Here is a 20,334-nt window from a genome sequence, read left to right as displayed (position 1 = left end):
GGTGAGTGACTATAATCATATGATTTTACCATCGACAAGCGTGGCGACGTAAAAACATCAAGATTGACGTCATTCAATCATCGAACTAGGTTTCAAGCTAAAGTTACATCATGCACTGCAGCATTTCTGGGTCTTGGATACGCTGCCGCATGGACACGGGAGGATGGAATGCCAGCTGTGATCTCTCGGCCGGAGGACTTCGAGCAGTTTCTCGATCTGTCCCGCCGCATCGGTACCGACATCCTGAAGACGCAGGGCGCGGGCGGCAACAGCTCGATCAAACAGGATGGCGTGATGTGGGTAAAGGCGTCCGGTACATGGCTATCGGAGGCCGGATCCAAGGAGATCATGGTGCCGGTCGAGGTCGCACCATTGGTCGAAGCCCTGCGCGCCGGCGATCCGCGGGCCGAAAAAGCGACCGACTTCGTCGTCGGCTCGCTCAATACCGGCAATCTGCGCCCGTCGATAGAGGCCAGTTTTCATGCGGCGCTGCAAAATCGCGTCGTGGCCCATTATCACTGCGTCAATACGCTGGCACATGCCGTGCTTGAAGACCGCAAGGAGCGGCTGAAGGCGCGCATGGCAAGCGTTCCCGACCTCACCTGGGCGACCATTCCCTACCGTCGCCCGGGCGTGCCGCTGGCGATTGAAATCGAGAAGGTCACCGACAGCGGCCCTGACGTATTGGTCTTGTTCAATCATGGCATCATCGTCTGCGGCGACACCGTCGAGCAGGTGGCGGAGCGCATCGAGCGGGTCACGGCAGCGCTTGAGATCGAGCCGCGACAGGGCGCGCTGCCGGATATGCGGGCGCTTAGCAGGCTTGCCGAAGGGTCGGGCTTCAAGCCGGCCAAGGATCCCGTCAGTCACCGTGCCGCACTCGATCCGATCTCGGCGAAGATCGCCACCGGCGGTTCGCTTTATCCCGACCATGTGATCTTTTTAGGCACGCAGATCGGCATCCTTGCCGATGGCCGCGGATTTCCCGACCTTGTGCGCGATTGCGAGCAGCGAAAGATGCCGTTGCCGAAAATGGTGATCGTGCCCGGCAAGGGTGTGCTGATGTCTGAAACGCTGACGCCGGGCGGCGAGGTCATGGCCCGCTGTCTCGCCGACGTCGTGACCCGGATCGGCGAGGATGCAAGCGTCGCCTATATCGGTTCCGACGCCGAATACGAACTCACGCACTGGGAGGCGGAGCAATACCGCCAAGCGCTGGATCGCAAGGCTGCGGGGCTCTGACGCATGAGCCATCCTGAGCCAGCCATTGCGGTCGGCATTGATCTTGGCACGTCAGGCGTACGCGCCGCCGCACTTTCGGCAGCTGGCGAGGTCGTCGGCTTTGCCGAGGCGCCCTTTGCCGATCCCGGCCAGACCCGCGATCCGGCGGCTTGGTGGAACCGCGTCTGCAACTGCCTGTCCACACTCGGCAAGACCACCTCACTTTCCGCCGTTGTAGGCCTCGCCGTCGATGGCACGTCCGGCACGGTTCTGTCCGTCGATGGCGCGGGACGGCCGCTGGGCGGCGTGCTGATGTATAACGACCCCTGCCCCGATGCCGCGATCGTCGCGCGGATTGCAGCGGTCGCCCCTGCCGACAGCCCGGCGCGCGGCGCCAATTCCGGACTGGCGAGGGCGATCCATCTTTCGACGATATCGCCTGGTGCAACCGTCCTGCACCAGGCCGACTGGATTGCCATGCAGCTGGGCCTTACCAACCCTGCCAGCGACGAGAACAATGCGCTGAAATCCGGTTACGATCTTGCGTCCGAGTGCTGGCCCGACTGGATCGTCGCGGCCGGAATGCCGATCGAACACTTGCCGCAAGTATACCGGGCCGGCGCGCCGGTCGGCCTTGTCGGCCCATCCGCGATCGCCTTCGGCCTTCCAGACACCTGCCGCATCCATGCCGGCACCACGGATGGTTGCGCCTCCTTTTTGGCAACGGGTGCAAGCGAGATTGGCGACGGCGTCACGGCGCTCGGCTCGACCATGGTGCTGAAGCTTGCCTCGCACCACCCGGTCAATGCGGCGGAATACGGCATCTACGCGCATCGCGTCCTCGGATTCTGGCTGGTCGGCGGCGCCTCGAATACGGGCGGCGCCGTCATCCGGGCGCTGATCGGCGACGATAGGCTGCAAGAGTTGACGGCACGTCTGGGACAGGATGCAACCGGTCTCGATTATTATCCCTTGCTCAAGCCGGGCGAACGGTTTCCGATCAACGATCCGGCCTATCCGCCACGGCTCACCCCAAGGCCCAGCGATGACGCGGTCTTTTTCCGGGCCATTCTCGAAGGCATGACGGCAATCGAGAAACTCGGTTATGCCCGGCTTCAGACACTGGGTGCCCCGTCACTGAAATCGGTCAGGACGGTCGGCGGCGGCTCTCGCAACCCGGTATGGACGTCGATGCGCCAGGCAATGCTTGGCGTCGATTTTCCGCCCGCACGTTCGGTCGAAGCAGCCGTTGGTGCCGCGACATTGGTTTTGGCAAGGAGACAGGCGTGACCGACATACCAACCATCAGCCTGACCGAGCTGATTGCTCGTTACGACGTGTTTTTCGTCGACCAGTTCGGCGTGCTCCGGGACGACGAGCGGGCTTATCCGGGTGCATTCGAGGCCCTGCTGAAACTTAAGGATGCCGGAAAGACGGTCGTCATCCTTTCCAATTCCGGGCGCAGCGGCGAATACAATGCCGAGCGTTTCACAAGGCTCGGTTTTTCCCGACAGAGTTTCGATTTTTTTGTCACCTCGGGCGATACCGCCTATGCGGTTCTTTCGCAGCAGGCGTCTTATCCAAAACCCGGATCGCGTTGCCTGACGATATCGAGCGGCAATGACCGCAATCTTGCCGACCGGTTACGGATGCGAAGTGTCGACACCGGCGAAGAGGCGGATCTGGTCATCATCTCGGGAAGCGAGGCAGAACATATCCCGATGGATACCTATCGCGATCTCTTAAAGCCCGCGGCGGCACGCAATATTCCTGCAATATGCACCAATCCCGACACCCACAAGCTTTCCCATGGCGCGACAGTTCCAGGCGCGGGAAGCATTGCCCGACTTTACGAAACACTCGGTGGGGAGGTACGTTGGTTCGGTAAACCCTTTAGTGATATCTACGAACAGGCGCTGCAACGCACAGGCAATCCCATCGCGAATGCGGTTATCTGCGTTGGCGACAGCATCGATCATGATATCCTTGGGGCAAGCAATGCGTGTCTGGATTCAGTCCTTGTCCGGACCGGGATCCTTGCCAATCTGCCTGAGGCTGTGATCGGCGACATGATAACTGTCGATCGAAGGCCGAGTTTTCTGATGGCACACTTCGGATAACTGATGTGGACTTCACGTTGTCGGGTCACAGGCCCTTGAGGTGCGTTTCATGAACAAAAACGGGCTGGCGAGGAGGTGATCCAATGACTTTGTTTTGGTTACCAACAGAGAGCGTTTTTCACTGGTTCGAACCCAGCAATCCGCCTCGCGCGAACCCAATCTGAAGCAATCGCCAGGTTTAGCTGTTGAACGGAATCGAACCACCGACATCGTCGATATCTGGTTAAAGTGCCACCAAATCGCTTCGGCGATCAATTTCTGACTGTCGTTCGTAACAAACGATGGGCGTGCGCGTTCTCCAGTCGCACTGGAGAACTCACTATGCAATCCGCAAGGTCTGCCGATCAATTCAAGACTGCGTCGACAACTGAAGTCGAGATCGAACGGGCGTTCTCGCAGAAGACTCTGATCATACCCCCAGTTGCCCCTACAGCGCTGTGGACCGTCGAACGGGGCATGTCGCCTGTTATCGCGACCGCAATCCATGAGGGACACTCTACGCGACTGAACCTACAGTCTATATTCAGCTTGGATCATCACGAGCGTTTACGTGAGGAAGATCCCTTCACCGAGTTCACCATACGCGATGTTCCCAATCGCATCGTCTTTCATCGCTCGCGCTTCGAGGTGGACATCAACCGCAATCGCGAGGGCGCCATATATCTGACGCCCGAGCAGGCATGGGGTTTGAATGTGTGGGCGGGAGCACTTGCGGACGACCAGATAGAAGCCTCCCTACGAACCCATGACGCCTATTACGATATGCTGCTGGCTTTCCTGAAGGGTATCGAGCGCCAATTCGGCCGATTTGTCGTTCTCGACATCCACAGCTACAATCATCGCCGTGACGGGCCAACGGCTCGGCCTACGCCGCCGTCGCAGGCACCGGACATCAATATAGGCACATTCTCAATGGACCGCGGTCGCTGGGCGCCGGTAGTCGATGCACTCATCGCTCATTTCCGATCGCATACGATCAATGGCAGCCCTCTGGACGTGCGCGAAAACGTCGCCTTCCAGGGCCAGGGCGAGCAGACGCGGTTCATCCACGAACATTTTCCCGAAACGGGCTGCGCAATCGCGGTCGAATTTAAGAAGTTTTTCATGGATGAATGGACAGGCGAACCAGACAAAGGTGTCCTCGATCAGCTTCGTCAGATCGTTGCAACAGCGATCCCGATGCTGGAGATGACGCTCGCGAGGCAGCCATGACCAATGCTTCGTCGCAGACTCGCAGCAATGACGATAGCTGGCTCGACGAGATCGTATCCTGCCTTGCCGATGGCAAGTCGATCCGACGCGACCTGCCCGGCGGAGGGCGGCTGCATATCGATCGGCCACTCCCCTTCCTGTGCGTCCATATCGCCGAGGACGGAGCAGAGCCGGCCGCCCGCGACATCGCACAAGCGAACGCGTCCTATCTCATAACTGCTCATGCGGCATCCGCGATCATGGTGATCGAGGCTATAGAGGTTCCGTTACGTAAACGGTTTGGAGCGTTCATCCTTTTCGATATCGGCGAATTGAAGCAGGATCGCTTCCTGACCGACGACGCGCCTTTCCTACCGCCATTCGAGATCGCCACATGGGCGAGTGCCGACATGGCGGAAGCGGCTGAAATCTTCTCCGCCGCGATCAGCGACAGCGAGACAAAGTTTCGAACGCCGCGCGTCGAACGCGCGGCAGCGCCTCCGGCGCGAGAAGACAAGGCGTTGGGGCGTGACCTCGGCTGTTCGACACTCGCCGTCAGGTTTGCCCCCATCTACCGGCAACCCGGCAGCGACCAAAGCTATCCGGAACTGCACGATCAATTGGTGTCGATCCTTTTCGACGCCGGTCTGCGAGCAATCGGGCGTTTCGTCGAAGCCGGAAAAATTCTCCAGCCGAAGACGCATCGGGCACTCGGACGCAGGGCCTTCGTGGATGCGGTCTCACGTGTCGACCGAAGCATTGACGAAGTGGCCTCGACATTCGATTTCCTGCTGGCAGTCACGCCGATCAATGCCGAGGCGGCCTTCGAAGCGTTCAAGCAAGAAGGCCGTCAACCCGTCTTTCTGTACCGTCCTCTAACCCTGCAGGCCGAGGCGGCAAAACGGAAGCTTTTTTCGATCTCCTTCGACCATCTCGAAGACCCGGTTCTGCACAAGCTTTACCGCGAAAAACAACAGGAACTCGATCTACAGCTCTCGCTCCTTTCCTCTCGCGAGAAATCGCAGTTCGTCGAATTCGGGCGGGCGCTATACGGTCCGGTTGAACCCCATCTGCTGCGCGAGGCGCAGATTATTCTGTCGCAGCTCACCATTACTGAACCAGGCGGTGATGACGATGGCAGTTCACGGGGTCCGATGGCCGACTGTTTTCAGGTGGAACGACATGCTCGCACGATGATTGCAGCCTATAACCGTCGGCTGAAGGACTTTGACGTCTCCGTCGAGCTTCGCGACGACCTTCCGTCCGGCCTCATGGTATCTGGCCATCGGTTGTTGATCGCACGCAGCACGGTGATGGACGAGAGCCGGATCGAGCCGCTGCTGTCGCATGAGATCGGTGTCCACTTGCTGACCTACTTCAACGGATCGGCACAGGGCCTGCGGCTGTTTCGCTCCGGTCTTGCAGGATATGAGGGCATGCAGGAAGGTCTGGCCGTTTTTGCCGAATACCTGTCGGGCGGCATGACCCCGGCGCGGTTGAAGCTGATTGCTGGACGGGTGGTCGGATGTGCGTCCATGTTGGACGGAGCGACCTTTTCTGAAACCTATTCTCTTCTTGTCGAGCAACATAATTTCACGCCTTCGGCCGCGTTCAATCTCGTTCTGCGGCTCTATCGCGGCGGCGGCCTTGCAAAGGATGCGATCTATTTGCGCGGTCTGCTCGCCCTGCTCGATCACCTGCGCACCGGTGGCGCACTCGAACCCTTCTGGATGGGAAAGATAGCGGCCTCGCATTTCGGGGTGATGCAGGAGCTGGCGGAGCGTGGCCTGCTGCGCCTGCCGGCGGTTCGTCCCCTCTTTCTCGAAAGCGAAGAAGGTCGCACCCGACTGGCACGCGCCCGAGACGGCATGCGCCCTCTCGATATGGTTCAACAACAGGAGACGTGATGCGGATTGCATTATTTGTGAACTCGATTGCTGATGAGGCGGCATTCTATACGACCACCGCGCTTGCGCTTGCCGCAATCGCCCGCGGCCACGAGGTGTGCTACCTGACACCCGGCGATTTCGTATTACGCCCTGATGATAGCCTGATGGTGCGCGCGACCACTGTCAAAAAAGGCAAAACCAGGAAGCCGGATGCATTTATAGCAGCGCTGCAGGGCGAGCAGGCTGAGGTCCAGACGATCCCAATTGAGGACATTGACGTCCTGTTCCTGCGGAATGACCCTTCGCAGGACGCTGATGAGCGGCCTTGGGCAGCCCATGCAGGCATCATCTTCGGTCGTTTGGCTGCCGAACGCGGCGTGCTTACGCTCAATGACCCTGACGGCCTGGCCCGCGCGCAGAACAAGCTCTATTTCCAAGGCTTCCCTGAGGCCGTTCGCCCAACAACCCTTATCTCGAAAAGCATCGAGGAGATCCGCGCCTTTATCGACGAGCAGAAGCAGGGCGCCATCCTCAAGCCGCTGCAAGGTTCCGGCGGAAAAAACGTTTTCAAGATCGCTTCCAGCAAGGAAGCCAATCTCAACCAGATATTCGAGGCCGTCAGCGGCGAAGGGTACCTGATCGCGCAAGGCTATCTTCCGGACGCGACGGCCGGCGACATTCGTCTTTTCCTGATGAATGGTCGCCCGTTGCAGCGGGACGGCGCCTACGCGGCGCTGCGTCGTGTGCCGGCGAAAGGCGAGGTGCGCTCCAACATGCATGCCGCTGGCACTGCGGCAACCGCCGAGATCACCCCCGAAATTCTTGCGGTGGCGGAAATGGTTCGCCCTAAACTCATAGAGGACGGCATGTTTCTCGTCGGGCTAGACATCGTCGGTGACAAGATTCTCGAGATCAACGTTTTCACTCCGGGCGGCCTTCCGGATATTGCCGGGCTTCACGGAGTGGACCTTTCGGTCGACGTCATCATTGCGCTGGAACAGAAGGTCGAGATCCGGAAAAATTATGCAGGTCAGATCAAAAACTGTGCTCTCGCCACGCTGTAAGGTGCCTGAATTCTTTCGTAGATCGGGTACTGGGGTCTTGAACGGACACGAACCTATGACCCTTCTTGGATAGAACAACGCGCTGATTATCCATCATGATAGCGTAGCACAGATGCAGTGGGGTCTCAGACTTACATCAAATCGAGAATGCGGGAGGTGATAGGCACGTGCCAAACTGTACTTTGCTTTGACGAGGACACGTCATATCGGCGCTATCGTCCGTGACCTTCCGGAGGGCAAGTCAGTTCCGGGATTTTCGGTATTCGAGTAGTAGAAACCTCCGGAACGGCCTCTTATATAATTCAACTATTTCATTAATCTAGATGCTGATCCGCCGCCGCAATTTGCATGACTTTTGGAAAAAATTGCATTCACGACAATAGGTCGCTATAGTGAGTGCAGGAGCTAATCCATGACGAAGTTACAGGAATTGAAAAAGCATCTGCGGTCCGGCAAGGTCTACCGTCGGGAGGATCTCGCCCAATGGTCGTCGTCTGTCGATCGGCATCTTCAGCAGTTGCTGGCAGAAGGATACTTGACCAAGCTATCGACCGGCGTCTATCACCGGCCGAAGCAGACCGCATTCGGCAAAGCCCCCGCCGAGGATGGCGCGCTCGTCGAGGCTTTCCTGAAGGATGACCGTTACCTCGTCACCTCGCCCAATGCCTATAACAGCCTGGGTGTCGGCGCGACGCAGCTCTATAACAAGACCGTCATCTATAACCATAAGCGCCACGGCAACTTCATGCTGGGGGGTCGAGAGTTCGAGTTCCGCAAAAAGCCAGCCTTCCCCAAAACCCTGACCAAAGAATTCCTACTGGTCGACCTGGTCAACAATCTCGACCAGCTGGCCGAGGACCGCGATCAGGTGCTGGCCCGCGTGAAAGAACGTGCCCTGCAGAGCAATCACGGTGCCCTCGCCCGTGCCGCCAAGGATTACGGCATGGTGCGCACCCGCAAATTCTTCAACGGTCTCGTAGCGGGTGCTCATGCCAACTGATTTCCTGCATAACCATAAGGATTTCGGGGCACTCCTGCGCATCGTCGCCGAGGAGATGACAGTAGCGCCAGTGCTGGTCGAAAAGACTACTGGATCATGCACTGCCTCTACGGCCTGCAGCAGCTGGAGATGCAGTTTGAGCTGAAGGGCGGCACCTCGCTCTCCAAAGGCTACCGCTTCTCGGAAGATATCGATATCCGCATCGAGCCTCCCGAGGTGATGGGCGTCAAGACCGGTCCAAATCACGACAAGCCCGCGCATCGTGAAGGCCGCAAGGCCTTCTATGATTGGTTGGCCGAGACGATCACGATCGACGGCATCAAGAGCATCGAGCGCGATACCAAATTCGACAACGAGAGTTACCGCAGCGGCGGCGTCCGCCTCTATTATCCGGAGACGATAGGCGTATGGTCGGATCTGAAGAACGGGGTGCTGCTTGAAGCCGGGTTCGACACAGTGGCTCCCAATATCGACAAGGATATCAGCTCCTGGGCCTATGATTACGCTGCATCGCGCGTCGAGCTGATCGATAATCGCGCACTAGCCGTTCCCTGTTACGAGCCCGGCTACACGCTGGTCGAGAAGCTCCAGACCATCTCCACCAAATATCGCAAGCAGCAGGAAACCGGCCAGTTTCCCGCCAACTTCCTCCGGCATTATCACGACGTTTACTGCCTGCTGGACCAACCAGACGTGCAAGCTTTCCTCGGCTCGGACGCGTATGGTGCCCACAAGCAGAAGCGCTTCCCGAAGGACGACAATCAGGAAATCGGCAGCAATCCCGCTTTCAGCCTATCCGACCCAGAGACTCTCGGACTTTACGAGCGCGCATACGAGCGGACGTCGGCGCTCTATTATCATGGCCGGCCCACCCTGAAAGAGATCCTTGGCCGCATCACCTCCTACGCAGATCGACTTTGACGACCCAGTTCCATTTGGGCTGATCGTAAGCGGATCAACTGGTACACGCGTCAAAGGGATGGCTTGGTTGTCCGGTGCACGGCCGAGTTCATATCGCAAATCCACAGCGGAACACAGGTCACAACTCAGATCGACGCCATTGCCAAGCGGCCTTTTGCCTAGCTCTTGATGGGAGAATAACCAGTGGCCCGTTGTTAAATTTCAAATCTCACTGAAAATTCCTACTTTTCACCTACAACGTATCGATATGCAATTCCTCACAAACATATCCCGACGGGCTAAAACCGACCTCTACTTATCCTTCGGATCGGGGCCGCCACCATGGGCAGACTCATCCCCCCTGCCCGCCGGGAGTTTAAATTCCGCGTCCCGATCGGCCATCCTGAAAATCAGCTTTCCATCTTCATCGAACATCTGACCGCCGCCGATCATCGCCAACTCCGGGCTCACGCCTGCGCCATCTGGCGTGAGATCGCCCTGTCGATCGAAGAGTGAAATTCTCGCCGAAGCAACGATCGCGTGTTCTGCTCGGTTAAGGCGACGCTCGGTCAATCAGAGAAGCTTAATCGTTCTGCGGAGTAGTCATTGGCATCCCTATTGTGTTCAGCCGCGTTGTCGCCGAATTTCCGATACCACAGCCCGGTAATGATCGGAACGACAAGGGACGTGACGATGATGCAGATCGCCACTAGTACGGTGGCACTGCCGACGGCCGGGGCGAATTGTGGCGCCACGGCTGCAATGGCGATCGGGTTGGCTGCGGCCGCGCCGGCAGTAGACGAGGCAGCCAGTCCGGCGGTCCCGTTGCCGCCACCGATATATTTGTCGGCAAGTATGAGCGGAATCCCAGTCAGTATGATTACTGTCAGTGCAAGCGCGACGCCCAATCCGGCAAGCGGTGACAGCAAAGTGCTGAGATCAATCGTATTGCCGAGAGAGAAGGCAAAGAAGGGAATCATCATCAAACTTCCCGGTGCAAACAGTGCCCGCAATTTGGGATCCAGGTTTCCCAGCGCGAAACCGACGATGAAGGGAAGAATAGCTCCGACGAAGATTTGCGGCTCGAAATGAGCAACGCCCGAAGCGCCGAGGATGATCATACTCATCAATGGCCCGGATTCGATGGAAGTCAGGACGAAGGCACCTGCCTCTTCTTTCGTTCCGTAGCTTTGCATCAGCGAGGCGTAGAGGCCTCCATTGGTCATATCCATGGCACATACAACGGCAAGCACGGACAGGCCGGCGAAAATGCCTGTCTGGATGCCCTCCGGCGGAAGGAACAGCGATGCGATCACGGTGATAACCCAGGCCGTCACGAATTTGGTGACGACAATGGTGCCAGATTTCCGCAAAACAGTCCCGGTAGAGCTGAACTTGATTGATGCGCCCATACAGAAGAACCACACGGCGAGGATGGGGACAACGCCGGTCATGATCCCCTGCGTGAAGCCTTTGAAATACGCCGGCGCGTCCGGCGCAAACGTCTTGCACATGGCCCCTAACAGCAGCGGCACGAGCATCAATCCGCCGGGAATGCGGTCGAGAGTATCCTTGATTTTCATGTAATCTCCTCCCCTGAGTGCCATGCGCCCAGGTCATCGTTCCAATCCGGTTTCCGACAGCGCAAGCTCCTCCCGCGCTCGTCGATACTGTTCATGCAGGCAACAAATTCCTATTTCGATTCCCTATGTGATAACGGCATCCTGGTTTTGCGCTTCAAGCTCGGAGGCTGGGTTGCCAGCGCAGGCCATCCGAAGCGTGGTGAGCAGCCGGTAAAAGCGATAGAGATACCGGCTACCAACCTTAGATCTTCCCAAATTCTCTAAGCGGACATGTGGCAATGGCCGAAGTCAACCAGAGTCGGAATGCGCAAGGCTTAAGCGGGACAGGACGTCACCGAAATCATTATAATCATTGAAAGAGGCGTGAATGCCCGGAATTCGAGCGCATCAGCGTCAGGTTACTCCTCCATTCGTGCGACTGGATGGCGGGCAGTTTGCGTCGAAAGGACATGTGTTAAGCTCGTACCTGAAAATCGAAATGTCAAATATTTTCGAAAATTTTACGATTTTCGAAAATCGGAAGGCACGGATGGCCATTCGTTCAAAACCCTCAACCTTGGCGGATGATGCCTACGACATCATCCACACCGCCATTATCGACGGTACCCTTTCCCCTGGGCAACGCCTACGCTCTGCAAATCTTCAAGCAATCTGCGGGATGAGTGTTTCTCCTGTGAGAGAGGCCCTGGTGCGCCTTACCGCCGAGGGATTCGTAGAGGGCGACAATCACCGTGGTGCACGCGTTGCCCCGGTTTCAACCGAAGAACTCTTTGACATCGTTCGAAACCGGCAGATGCTTGAAGGTGAAGCGCTTCGCCTCTCCATCCTGAACGGCACACCGGATTGGGAGGGCCGACTGGTTGGCGCGCACCATCTTCTTCTCCGAATACCTCGCGAACGTGATGACATCCCCTCGGCGATGCGCGACGATTGGGAACAAGCGCATCTCGCATTTCACCGGGCTTTGATCGCCAATTGTGGATCCCCCACTCTGCTTGGTCTTTGCCGAACTTTGCAGGCACGGTCTGAACGCTACCGTCGATTGTCAGTCGGCAATACCGGAGAACAGCGTGATGTGATAACCGAGCACCGAGACATTCTTGATGCAGCCATCGCTCGCAAGGTTGATGCTGCTGTAGAGGCATTGAGGGTTCATTATCAGATCACGGCCGATATGGTCGCAAGGCTGCTGCATGCTCCCGTCCAACGCAGGCCTGACGAAACGACGTAAAACGCACGCAATCCGTGCAGAGCTTCTTGTCAGCAATCCCGGTGGTCCTGGTCTGGCATCTTAAACTCAACGAAGCTGGGACCTTGATTTGCCGCAATACGCTATTTCGACGTCATCGCTTTCCGGCTGAAGTTATTGCTCGCGCCGCGTGGCTGTATCCCCGGTTCCTTCTCAGCCTGCGGATGGTCGAGGATTTGCTGGCGGCCCGTATCCAGGAATTTGTTCCCCTCTCAAGATGGTATCATCGCCTATATTCGGTCGTGCCTACAGACGTTGTGAACCGCGACATGGCCCGTTGCTTGTGAATACTGTTTATAAAAATGCGATAGCGTGTGAGCGACAGAGATGCGCTTCCAGACCTTGAACGGCTGCAGCTACCGTCGCATTCGATCGGTCGGCACGCCCTTTCGCGGAACGCACCCCAGATTTAACGCCGGCACTCAACAGCACGCTTAAGGTTACGCCAACCATATCGGCGACATCAGAGGCGACGTAAAGGATCTTATAAAGACCACCCTGTAGGCTTTGACGTAAGGCAGGCAGAGCAATGCAGATCGATTTACAAACCCTTTGGTACTTAACCGTCGGAACGCTGCTGGTGTCAGCGTCGCTTCTCCTTTGGGAAAGGCAGGCACATCCAGGTCGCGCACGTGTGCTCGGTGTTCTGGCCGCGGCACTCTTCGCTTTCGTTGTCGGTTGCGTGCTTGCAATGAACCGCAGCCACTTTCCGGTCGCGCTCGGCATGGGGGCGGTCAACATCCTAATGATGTTGGGCTACCTTCTTGTCCTTAACGCTATCGCCGGCCTCGACGGTCACCGGTATATTTGGTCGTCCGTCGCAGCCCTAAGCTTCCTAGCCATCGCCTGGGCGATCGCTGGCACGCACTTCCCGGCCGCCTTCTGGAACCATATCTCGTCTATCCCCATCGCGCTGACCTGCGGCCTGACAGCATGGATACTTCTGCGCAGCCGCACGGCCCAGCGATTGCGCTCACGTCCGATCGCAGTATCGATCTCGGCCGTCCATGCTGTGTTCTACCTCGGCCGAGCGTTCATCGCCCCTGTTCTCCTTCAGCGGTAAGGGCAAGATATTATCTCCATCGTCGGGAAGGCGACGATGTACGAGGCCGTCTTGTACTCGGTAGCGATGCCGATGTCCTTTCTGATGATTATTCGAGAGGAGGAAAAGCTCCATTTGCTCCGCATGTCACAAACCGATCAGTTGACCGGGCTTGCAAACCGTCACGCCTTTTTTGAGCAGGCATCTCGGATTCTCCGGGAGCGGCATGGTTACCCCGTCTCCCTGCTCGCCTTCGACCTCGACCACTTCAAGGCGATCAACGACCGTCATGGACATTCAACCGGAGATAAGGTTTTGCAGCTGTTCGCCGAAACCGCCCGCGACCAAGCGGGGCCAGACGCGCTTATTGTCCGGCTGGGCGGTGAGGAATTCGCTGCGCTTCTGCCACGGTGCGACCATTCCCAAGCTCTCAGTCGCGGCTCGGCGATCGCAAGCCGGTTCGCCAAAGCAGCCGCTCGGGCAGAGGGCTTGAAAACCGGGGCCACCGTCAGTATCGGCCTTGCTGCACCGGACTGCCACGACCTCGCCGGGATGCTTGCAAGCGCCGATGGCGCGCTGTACCGGGCGAAAGCCCTTGGACGGAATCGCGTTGAGACTGCACGGCCAAACGAATTGCTGCTGCACTCCTCAGCCGATCACTTGCCTCATCAGTTGCGGGTAGTGGCGATGGGGGCGTCCTGATTCGATGTAGCGTTTTTGGACGAGAGCGCTCTTGATCGGTCTTGACCGATCAGGCTCGATCTCCCATATCGGCGCCGCAAAGCAGGGGAAGACTATGCGCGCGTTTCTGGAAACGGCATTCGGACCAAAAGAGCTCGACAAAATTGATGAGGCTTTCCAAAATTGGCTGGACGCGCACCGAGTTCTAAAAGGCAGCCCGGAAGCCGAGCTCGCCGCAGCAATCATTATAACCCTTTATCGAGAGGGCCATGATACCCTCGCTGCGCTGGAGACTGCCATGTCCAAGCATCGCGGGCTAAGTGATCTTGCCGTTTAGCACCTAAGGTCTTGATGGGAATGGAACCGGCGACCCGCGATAGGCATGGTGGCAATGGTCTGCTTGAGAGGCGTAGATTATTGCACCAATTGGTGCTATGTGCGTTTCAACATCTGGAGCTACCTATGCGATCTACTATTAGTCTCGACGACAACCTCATGGAACGGGCCAAGTCCCTTACAGGCACAAAGGAGACGGCGGCTCTTGTGCGTCAAGCACTCGAGACTTTGGTACGAGTCGAATCCGGCAAACGGCTGATCGCCCTTGGCGGGACTATGCCCGAAGCCGAGGTAGCACCTCGCCGCCGGAGCGAAGTGAGCAAGTGATCCTTGTCGATAGCTCGATCTGGATTGATCATTTTCGACACGGCGACTCGGAGCTGACCAAAATCATCGGAGATGATCGGTTGCTTTGCCACCCTTTCGTTATCGGCGAACTGGCCCTAGGCAGTCTACGAGATCGGGATGCGGTATTAGCGTTTCTTGCAGCTCAGCGTGAGGCAGTGGTCGCGACCCATGCTGAGGTAATGACCGTCATTGACCGCTATTCGGTATTCAGCATGGGGATCGGCTATACCGATGCACATCTGTTGACTTCAACCCTCCTCGATCGACGATCAAGCTTGTGGACGAGGGATCAACGCCTGTTGGCTGCGGCTCAGAAGGTTGGCGCGGCGGTTTATCCTTCTGCGAATATTCCTCACTAGACATCCAGCGAGGAGCTTTCGAGCGGTGATAGCTTAAGCTCTTGAACGGATTGGAACCTATGACTCGTAAATATGAGCGAAGCTCCTGCTGACGATCCTACGCCTTCACTGTCTGCGTATCGATATGCGATTCACTTACGACCATTTCTCTCTGCTTTAGGCTTGGCCCGCCGCCACTGTGAAATCATGGCCTGTGTGTTCATGCGAAAGCGCGACTTGTAGCTCTGTTCAAGATGATCCAAGTGCCGCATCTGGGCGGACAGTCGTTGAAGAAGACCAATCCCGGCGTTCGATAGCCAAGGCGATTGGGTGGCATTGGGTTTATCGGACGTCGCGCCATCGAGCCATTACCCCAGCTTTGCAACGTACCACGATCGAACAACATTGCACTTTAGGCTCGTATACTTCGCAGTCATTATACTTTCACCTCGATAAATGTCGAAGAGCGTTAAACCCTATGGCGCCGTTTGACCCGCGCGAAAGCATCAAGCCCATCGCGAAACGCAGTGACGCAGATATCGAGGTTTTCGCGGGCGCGGGCGTCCGTCAGCGCCGCTTCGCTGTCCATCCAGTCTTGCCAGACGAAGAAGCCCTGGGAGACATGTGTGCATCCCATCGACTGCAGCACCGGCCGCAATCCGTAGTCGAGAGCCAGGACATGTGCGAGGCTTCCGCCTGTGGCGATCGGCAGTGCAACCTTTCCGGCAAGGGCAAATTGCGGAAGGACGTCGATAAATGTTTTGAGCAGGCCGGAAAACGAAGCCTTGAAGATCGGCGTCGCAAAGATGACGCCCTGAGCGTTCATCACCAAATCGATCGCCGAGGCCAGAGCGGGATGGCCGTTATCGGCCTTCAAAAGCGCGTCCGGCGGAAGGCTCGCCAGTGACAAGGCGGTGACGTCATAGCCTGCATCGCGCAATGTCGTATTGATGCGCGCGCAGAGTTTTTCCGTTCGCGAAACTGGCGATGGACTGCTGGATATCGAGACAATTCGCATGGAGCACACTTCCATTCGTGGGTATGTACCAAGTGTCATCAAGGCTTCGCCTCGCACAAACGCCAATTTCTTCAAGATCGATTATTGCAGCTAATGCGCGCCCACGGCGCTTTCGGCCATATGGGGGCTACGGACCACGAGCGGTAGCGAAGCGGATATGCGACGCACCGATTGGCTGGATTCCCCGCAATACGATTAAGCTGAGCTAATCGTCCGAACCGTGATTATCTGGATTTACGCATGCAGGAGAAATGGTGGTTTGTGACGGCTGTTGGCAAGCACGTATCCTGCGGCGCAGACATTCCCGATCAAGCGCCACATCCGCGCCGGCTTTCACATCAACGGCCTTACCATGCGTTCCGACATCGAAGCCCTTAAGACCCGCGGCTCCACCACGCAAATGTCACATCGACGCGTCACCTTGTGTGGGGCGCTTTTCGTCTCCCTAGGTCCCGTTTCGCTGGGACTTTTTACCCCGGCAATGACTTCGATTGCAACGGATTTCTCCGTCGACAAGGCCTGGGTTCAGGCATCGCTGATCCTCTATGTTGCAGGTTTTTCCTTTGCACAATTGGTCAGCGGCCCGCTTTCGGATGGCTTTGGACGACGCCGGGTTCTGATCGCCTTCATCGGCATCTATCTGCTCGGTTCTGTCATGGGGGCGCTGTCGCCATCGATCGAGATGGTCCTGATTGGCCGACTGGCACAGGGCATCGGCGCGGCGGCGGGAGTTACCATCCTGCGTGCGGTCGTACGCGACCTGTTCACGGGCAAGGCTGCCGCCGAAATTCTGGGCTCGATCGGAACGATGCTTGCGATCAGCCCCGCCATTGCGCCGGTGGTCGGCGCGCTCTCCGTCGAGGCTCTGGGATGGCGCGGCGTCTTTATGGCGATGAGCCTTGTGGGCATCGTCCTCATTGCCGTTGCGGCCGTCGTGCTTGCCGAAACCCATCCTCGAAGCCACCGTCGGCGTCCTTCGCCGCTCCATGTGGCACGTGTCTATGTCGAGCTTCTGACGACATCCAGGGTGTTTGTCGCCGCGGTGACGGCTGCATGCTCGATCGGCGGCATCTATATGTTCGCAGCATTCATGCCCTTTGTGCTGATCCAGTATGCGGGACTAAGTACGCTGCAATTCGGTCTTGTCATGCTGATACCATCCAGTTTCTACGTCGTGGCAGCATTGATCACCAAAAGACTGTTGCACACGAGAGCCCATGAGACGCTGATCCTGCCGGGTCTCGGCATATTGCTGCTGGCGTCTTCAGGCCTCTCCCTCGTCCTGCTTCTCGGCCCACCGAATGCTTTGCTGATCATTGTCCCGACCGCGTTCTTTTCGTTCGCGCTGCCTTTGATAACACCCGCCATCACCGTTCAGGCGATGGAAGGCCGGGCGGAACAGGGCGGTGCAGCGGCAGCGGTTCTCGGGTTCTTTCAATTCGGCGGCGGCTTTGCGTTTGCCGTCCTAGGCATGGGCTTTCCCTCACCGGTCATGGCCGTGGCCGTCCTGCCGGTCGTCATGTCGCTGATCGCGATCCTGGCGCAGATCCTCATGTCACGCCGCCGCCTGCAAACCATCACCCCCCTGGAGATCGCATGAAAACCGTACACAACCCGTCCAACAAACCGCAGCCGGCTGGCTACAGCCACGGTATCGAAGTCTCTCCTCCGGCAAGGACGCTTTATATCGCCGGCCAATTGGGCCTTGCGGCAGACGGAATTATTCCGGACGATATGGCAGCCCAAACCGCGCTGGTCTTCCAGAATATGAACGATGTGCTCTCCGCAGCAGGCATGACGTTTGAAGATATCGTCAAGACCACCGTCTTTCTGGTCGATCCGGCAGATCGCGCGGAATATGTGCGCGTCAGGCGGGAAGCGGTTGGTGAGATCACGCCTGCCTCAACGCTGGTCTACGTCAAGCAGCTGGCCCGGCCCGAGTTCAAGCTGGAAGTCGAAGCCATTGCCGTGCAGGCAATCTGATCGCGTCTCAAAGGGCGTGTCGGCGCAACAAGGAACCAGCGGCATGATGAATCGGCGATGAGCATCCGCAGAGTTTCGCATTGCAGCCATTGGGGCGCCTATACGATTCTGGTCGAAGATGACCGGATCGTCGGCGTCGAGCCGTCGCCCCATGATCCACACCCATCGCCGATCATCCACTCGGTGCGCAACTGGGCCGATCCCGCCCGTCGGGTGCTTGCACCGATGGTGCGGGAAAATTGGCTCAGGCATCGTGATGGCAGCGATACGACAAGGCGCGGCACGGACCGGTTCGTCGAGGTGAGCTGGGACGAGGCCAGCGAACTTGTGGCAAGCGAGATCGACCGGGTGCGGTCAGATTTCGGAAACCGCTCCATTTTTGCAGGCTCCTATGGCTGGGCAAGTTCCGGCCGCTTCCACCACCCTTCCACGCTCTTGAAGCGCACGCTCAACCTTGTCGGCGGGTTTACCGGACATGTCGATACCTACAGCTATGCCGCAGGCCCCGTCATCCTGAAACATGTGCTGGGCAGCGACGACGCGCTCAAGGGCAAGGCGAGCACGCTCGACACGATCGCCGAAAACACAGAGACCTTGCTCGTTTTCGGCTCCCTCAGCCCGAAAACGGCACAAAACGAAGCGGGCGGCATTACCCGCCGATCCTTCGAGACCAGTCTTAGCAAGATCGTAGAGCGTGGCATCAAGATCATCCATTTCTCGCCGCTGCAGGACGACATGCCCGCATGGGCCAATGCGGAGTGGATCCCACTGCGGCCCAACACCGACACCGCGGTGTTGCTGGCCATGGCTTGCGAGATCGTCAACGCCGATGAGCACGACAAGGACTTTCTCGACCGGCACTGCAGCGGCAGCGAAACGTTACTCGCCTATCTTGCAGGGAAGACCGACGGCATCGTCAAGGACGCATCCTGGGCGGCACGGATTGCGGATGTCGATGCGGACGTGCTGGTGAAATGCGCGCGGCTGGCTGTTTCCAGCCGCTGCATGATCACCATGAGCTGGAGCCTGCAGCGCGCCCATCACGGAGAGCAGCCCTATTGGGCCGGCATCGCGCTTGCGTCGATTGCCGGACAGATCGGGCGTCCAGGCGGAGGGATCGGTTTCGGCTACGGCTCGACCGCCGGCATCGGCGGCCCGATCGGCATCGGCACCAATCCCGCCATCAAGGCCGGCAAGGCAGCTCTCGACAGTTTCATCCCCGTTGCCCGCGTCGCCGACATGCTGCTTCAGCCAGGCGCTGAATATAGCTACAGGGGTGAACGCCGCACCTATCCGGATGCGAGGCTCATCTACTGGGCGGGAGGCAATCCCTTCCATCATCACCAGGATCTCAACCGGCTGCAGCAAGCTTGGACGCGGCCCGAGACCATCATCGTCCAGGATCCCTATTTTACCGCGACGGCAAAACGGGCGGATATCGTCCTGCCCGCCTCCACCTCGATCGAGCGGAACGACATGGCGGCAAACAGCCATTCCGAATTCGTTGTCGCCATGCAGCAAGCCATACGCCCGCTCGGTAAGGCCCGTTCCGACTTCGATATTTTCCGCGACATCTCCTCCCATCTTGGCGTCGAACACGGTTTTGCGGAAGGCCGCGACGAGATGGCCTGGCTTCGCCACCTCTATGAGACCGCCCGCGCCGCAAACCTGGCACAGCACGATTTCGACATGCCGGATTTCGACGAATTCTGGCAGCGTGGCTGGACGGAAATGCCCGTCAAACGACACTTCACCTATCTGCAGGACTACCGAGCCGATCCGCATAGCAATTCGCTGAAAACCGAAAGCGGCCGCATCGTGCTGGGTAGCCTCGAACTGGAGCGCCTGAATTACGATAGCTGCAAGGCGCATGCGGCCTGGCTGGAGCCGGCGGAATGGCTCGGCCGCCAATCGACAGGCGACCTTTTCCATCTTCTGTCGCACCAGCCCGCCGGTCGGCTGCACAGCCAGGTGGAGACGGAGGACAGCCGAAAAGCCCGGAAACAGGGCCGCGAAACGGCAATTCTCAGCCCGGCCGACGCGGAACACCTGACGATCACCGAAGGACAGACCATCCGGCTGTGGAACACCCGCGGTGCATGCCTTGCGACGGCGTCCATCTCGCCGAATGTTCGCCGCGGTGTCGTGGTCCTTCCGACCGGCGCTTGGTTCATGCCCGTCGCAGACGGCATGGACATTTCGGGAAATCCCAACATTCTCACCCCGGACATTCCGACATCGGAATTCGGCCAGGGCTGCGCTGCCCATACCTGTCTCGTCTCTGTCGAACGATATGAAGGCAGCGCCGACGATGCCGCCATCCGTTACGCGTCCGACCTCGCATCGCTGACGGCAGGCGAAAGAGCCTAGC

Annotated in this window: 19 protein-coding genes and 2 pseudogenes; 19 read left to right on the top strand and 2 right to left on the bottom strand. The window is 58.1% G+C overall.

Annotation, left to right across the window (positions count from 1 at the left end; genetic code table 11):
* Positions 1-168: 168 nt before the first annotated feature.
* The 9 genes and pseudogenes from AC2GXZ_RS22725 to AC2GXZ_RS22685 form a co-directional block, all read left to right on the top strand.
* Positions 169-1,242 carry a class II aldolase/adducin family protein gene (locus AC2GXZ_RS22725; protein ID WP_483761484.1) on the top strand — a complete coding sequence of 358 codons (1,074 nt, stop codon included), beginning with the start codon at positions 169-171 and terminating at the stop codon, positions 1,240-1,242.
* 3 nt (positions 1,243-1,245) lie between these two features.
* Positions 1,246-2,511, top strand: coding sequence for an FGGY-family carbohydrate kinase (locus AC2GXZ_RS22720; protein WP_483761483.1), 1,266 nt, complete (start codon positions 1,246-1,248; stop codon positions 2,509-2,511).
* Positions 2,508-3,341 carry a TIGR01459 family HAD-type hydrolase gene (locus AC2GXZ_RS22715; protein WP_483761482.1) on the top strand — a complete coding sequence of 278 codons (834 nt, stop codon included), beginning with the start codon at positions 2,508-2,510 and terminating at the stop codon, positions 3,339-3,341. Before AC2GXZ_RS22720 ends, AC2GXZ_RS22715 begins: the two co-directional genes overlap by 4 nt.
* A gap of 321 nt (positions 3,342-3,662) precedes the next feature.
* Positions 3,663-4,553: an N-formylglutamate amidohydrolase gene (locus tag AC2GXZ_RS22710; RefSeq protein WP_483761481.1), complete on the top strand. Its 891-nt coding sequence runs from the start codon at positions 3,663-3,665 to the stop codon at positions 4,551-4,553.
* Complete coding sequence (locus tag AC2GXZ_RS22705; RefSeq protein ID WP_483761480.1) at positions 4,550-6,439, top strand: flavohemoglobin expression-modulating QEGLA motif protein; 1,890 nt, start codon at positions 4,550-4,552, stop codon at positions 6,437-6,439. The genes AC2GXZ_RS22710 and AC2GXZ_RS22705 overlap by 4 nt, the downstream gene beginning before the upstream one ends.
* On the top strand, positions 6,439-7,485 hold the full coding sequence (locus tag AC2GXZ_RS22700; protein WP_483761625.1) for a glutathione synthase: 1,047 nt from the start codon (positions 6,439-6,441) through the stop codon (positions 7,483-7,485). Before AC2GXZ_RS22705 ends, AC2GXZ_RS22700 begins: the two co-directional genes overlap by 1 nt.
* Positions 7,486-7,897: 412 nt before the next feature.
* Positions 7,898-8,485, top strand: a complete 588-nt coding sequence (locus AC2GXZ_RS22695) for a DUF6088 family protein (RefSeq protein ID WP_483761479.1) — start codon at positions 7,898-7,900, stop codon at positions 8,483-8,485.
* Between the two features lie 96 nt (positions 8,486-8,581).
* Positions 8,582-9,406: a nucleotidyl transferase AbiEii/AbiGii toxin family protein gene (locus AC2GXZ_RS22690; RefSeq protein WP_483761478.1), complete on the top strand. Its 825-nt coding sequence runs from the start codon at positions 8,582-8,584 to the stop codon at positions 9,404-9,406.
* 411 nt (positions 9,407-9,817) lie between these two features.
* A pseudogene (locus tag AC2GXZ_RS22685) lies at positions 9,818-9,901 on the top strand (IS6 family transposase); the annotation flags it as partial.
* A gap of 53 nt (positions 9,902-9,954) precedes the next feature.
* Here AC2GXZ_RS22685 and AC2GXZ_RS22680 read toward each other — a convergent pair.
* Positions 9,955-10,968 carry a 2-keto-3-deoxygluconate permease gene (locus tag AC2GXZ_RS22680; protein WP_483761477.1) on the bottom strand — a complete coding sequence of 338 codons (1,014 nt, stop codon included), beginning with the start codon at positions 10,966-10,968 and terminating at the stop codon, positions 9,955-9,957.
* Between the two features lie 367 nt (positions 10,969-11,335).
* Between AC2GXZ_RS22680 and AC2GXZ_RS22675 the strand changes: the two genes are divergently transcribed.
* From AC2GXZ_RS22675 to AC2GXZ_RS22645, 7 genes and pseudogenes are all read left to right on the top strand, one after another.
* Complete coding sequence (locus tag AC2GXZ_RS22675) at positions 11,336-12,199, top strand: GntR family transcriptional regulator (RefSeq protein ID WP_483761476.1); 864 nt, start codon at positions 11,336-11,338, stop codon at positions 12,197-12,199.
* Between the two features lie 83 nt (positions 12,200-12,282).
* Positions 12,283-12,408 (top strand): annotated as a pseudogene (locus tag AC2GXZ_RS22670) (IS6 family transposase); the annotation flags it as partial.
* 338 nt (positions 12,409-12,746) lie between these two features.
* On the top strand, positions 12,747-13,280 hold the full coding sequence (locus AC2GXZ_RS22665; protein ID WP_483761475.1) for a hypothetical protein: 534 nt from the start codon (positions 12,747-12,749) through the stop codon (positions 13,278-13,280).
* A gap of 36 nt (positions 13,281-13,316) precedes the next feature.
* Positions 13,317-13,961 (top strand): GGDEF domain-containing protein, encoded by a 645-nt coding sequence (locus tag AC2GXZ_RS22660; RefSeq protein WP_483761474.1) that lies wholly within the window; start codon positions 13,317-13,319, stop codon positions 13,959-13,961.
* Between the two features lie 31 nt (positions 13,962-13,992).
* Positions 13,993-14,277: a hypothetical protein gene (locus AC2GXZ_RS22655; protein ID WP_483761473.1), complete on the top strand. Its 285-nt coding sequence runs from the start codon at positions 13,993-13,995 to the stop codon at positions 14,275-14,277.
* A 125-nt stretch (positions 14,278-14,402) separates the two neighbouring features.
* On the top strand, positions 14,403-14,603 hold the full coding sequence (locus tag AC2GXZ_RS22650; RefSeq protein WP_119944977.1) for a type II toxin-antitoxin system VapB family antitoxin: 201 nt from the start codon (positions 14,403-14,405) through the stop codon (positions 14,601-14,603).
* Positions 14,600-14,983: a type II toxin-antitoxin system VapC family toxin gene (locus tag AC2GXZ_RS22645; RefSeq protein ID WP_483761472.1), complete on the top strand. Its 384-nt coding sequence runs from the start codon at positions 14,600-14,602 to the stop codon at positions 14,981-14,983. The genes AC2GXZ_RS22650 and AC2GXZ_RS22645 overlap by 4 nt, the downstream gene beginning before the upstream one ends.
* A gap of 448 nt (positions 14,984-15,431) precedes the next feature.
* Here the strand turns inward: AC2GXZ_RS22645 and ssuE are convergent, their stop codons facing one another.
* Positions 15,432-15,980, bottom strand: a complete 549-nt coding sequence (ssuE, locus tag AC2GXZ_RS22640; protein WP_483761471.1) for an NADPH-dependent FMN reductase — start codon at positions 15,978-15,980, stop codon at positions 15,432-15,434.
* Between the two features lie 271 nt (positions 15,981-16,251).
* Between ssuE and AC2GXZ_RS22635 the strand changes: the two genes are divergently transcribed.
* From AC2GXZ_RS22635 to AC2GXZ_RS22625, 3 genes are read left to right on the top strand one after another with little or no spacing between them, the layout of a single operon-like run.
* A complete protein-coding gene (locus AC2GXZ_RS22635; protein WP_483761470.1) occupies positions 16,252-17,580 on the top strand; it encodes a Bcr/CflA family efflux MFS transporter in 1,329 nt (442 codons plus the stop codon).
* The gene (locus AC2GXZ_RS22630) at positions 17,577-17,963 is read left to right on the top strand and encodes a RidA family protein (RefSeq protein WP_483761469.1); all 387 of its coding nucleotides are present in this window, start codon (positions 17,577-17,579) and stop codon (positions 17,961-17,963) included. Before AC2GXZ_RS22635 ends, AC2GXZ_RS22630 begins: the two co-directional genes overlap by 4 nt.
* Before the next feature lie 57 nt (positions 17,964-18,020).
* Positions 18,021-20,333 (top strand): molybdopterin-dependent oxidoreductase, encoded by a 2,313-nt coding sequence (locus AC2GXZ_RS22625; RefSeq protein WP_483761468.1) that lies wholly within the window; start codon positions 18,021-18,023, stop codon positions 20,331-20,333.
* Position 20,334: the final 1 nt, after the last annotated feature.

The organism is Aliirhizobium sp. YIM B11859 (assembly GCF_057163345.1).
Note: the sequence above shows the minus strand (reverse complement) of the source record. Positions and strands in the feature narration are given on the sequence as shown.